The sequence below is a fragment of the Dolosicoccus paucivorans genome (assembly GCF_900100125.1).
Taxonomy (GTDB): Bacteria; Bacillota; Bacilli; order Lactobacillales; family Aerococcaceae; genus Dolosicoccus; species Dolosicoccus paucivorans.
The window spans coordinates 1-1,890 of sequence record NZ_FNEL01000091.1 but is presented as its reverse complement, the minus strand read 5'-3'; the positions used below and the strand labels follow the sequence as shown (position 1 = coordinate 1,890).

At 30.0% G+C, this 1,890-nt stretch carries 2 protein-coding genes; both read right to left on the bottom strand.

Going from position 1 to position 1,890, the window contains the following annotated elements; all coding sequences use genetic code 11:
* Window positions 1–97: 97 nt before the first annotated feature.
* On the bottom strand, window positions 98–427 hold the full coding sequence (locus BLR79_RS08655; protein WP_092087032.1) for a DUF6075 family protein: 330 nt from the start codon (window positions 425–427) through the stop codon (window positions 98–100).
* A 35-nt stretch (window positions 428–462) separates the two neighbouring features.
* The gene (locus BLR79_RS08650; protein WP_092087029.1) at window positions 463–1,845 is read right to left on the bottom strand and encodes a type IA DNA topoisomerase; all 1,383 of its coding nucleotides are present in this window, start codon (window positions 1,843–1,845) and stop codon (window positions 463–465) included.
* Window positions 1,846–1,890: the final 45 nt, after the last annotated feature.

Here is a 1,890-nt window from a genome sequence, read left to right as displayed (position 1 = left end):
ATTATACCAAAACCCCGTCAAAACATGATGAATAAATGTTTTGACGGGGTTATTTTTCTAAAGAAACTGTCGACTTATGTCACAGCCTCTTTTATATTTATACTTTATTAAACCTAATATCTATTGCTTGCATAGCTAACTTATAATTTTCATCATCTAAACTTCTGAATACTTCTACTACATTCGCTTCGTTTTGGAATGAATATAAATTAAAAGCTAATTTTACTAATTGATAAGTACCACTGCTTAAATCGACTTCTTCAAAGACATCTAGGTTAATACTGCGTTCTTTAAAATCATAAATTTTATCTACCTTAGAATATAGATCTTCGTTTCCTGCAAATATTGTAAACATAGCTAAACGTTCATTATCATTATCATTTGTATTATCTCTCTCTAGTAACTCAATCAATCGCTCGTTTTTCATTTTACACCTCCATTTATAATTTCTCCTTTAACATCTTAATTATCGAACACAAACTGTAATTTTACACCCTCTAGTTTTAATTTAGCACTAAAATTGTGTCCTTTTTTACTCTTAAAACCTTTAATTTCGGTTGTTTCGCCCTTTTCAATTAATTGTTTAATATTGGTTTTCGGTATTGTTTTTTTACTCCACTTTTTCGGTAAAGAAAATTTACAATCTTTTTCTATGAAACCAGTACAGCCATAAAATTTACCTTTATCTAAAATACTTTCCCCACATTTTGGACATATACCAACTGTTTTCTCTGATTGAATAGCTTTAGCATGTTCTTTGATATTGCTATTACTAAACGTTTTCGGTACTTTCTCAATTAAATGTTCTATAAATCGTTCAATACTACCTAAAAACGCTTCTTGTGTGCCTTGATTATTTTTAATTTTCTTTAAATAACGTTCCCATTGAGCAGTCATATTTACATCTGATATTTCATCTTCTTTTACTACTTCACACAATGTTTTCCCTTTTTCTGTTACATAAATATTGTTAGATTTAATTGTGATATAATCTTGTTTTCTTAAAGTATCAAGAATATTTGCTCTAGTTGCTTCTGTACCGATCCCTTCGGCTTCCTTCAATATCTCTTTATTTTCTTCATCTTCAACGCTTCTACCGATATTTTTCATTGCAGTTATGATTGTTCCCTGCGTATAGTATTTAGGTGGTTGTGTTTTCCCTTCTTTTTTAGTGATACTTGAGTTATATTGATCGCCAACACTTACTTTTGGCAGCTCTTTCTCTTGTTTCTCTTTCTTACTGCCATTTTTGTATAGACGCTTCCAACCTTTATCAATTTCAACTTTTCCAGTCGTCTTAAATAGAACATCGTCAATTAAAGTTTCAATTTTAGTTTCTTCGTAAATATAAGGTGTTTCAAAAATAGCTAATGTTCTAAGTAATACTAATAAATAAATATTTTTTTCATCTTTTGTTAGTTTCTCTAATTCTGGAAGTGTCTTTGTCGGAATAATAGCATAATGCTCTTGTACCTTTTTTCCATTTACGAAACGAACATTTTCTTCTAACTGTGGCGTTTTGATTTCTGCATTTGCAAGATTAAGATAACTATTCAAGTTGTTTTTCAAATAGTTAAATTCAGGGCTACCAATATAGTTAGTATCTGTTCGGGGATAAGACAATACCTTTTTATCGTACAGCGATTGAGCAACTGATAAAGTTTTTGAAGCACTGTACTTAAATCTTTTGTTAGCTGTTGCTTGTAAATCAGACAAGCTAAATAATCTAGGTGCTTGTTGTCTTTTCTCTTTAACATCAACATTTTTTACTTTTGCTCGATTAAGCTTACTGATACTATCAATGTTGTTTTCTCTTAAGATAGATTGTAAAATTAATTGCGACAAACAAGAAAACCCATAACAGGTTCGTGTAAAATGTTAGTAACCACA

Coding starts and splice junctions, on each gene's coding strand:
- BLR79_RS08655 (WP_092087032.1), bottom strand. CDS start 427: ATGAAAAACGAGCGATTGATTGAGTTACTAGAGAGAGATAATACAAAT.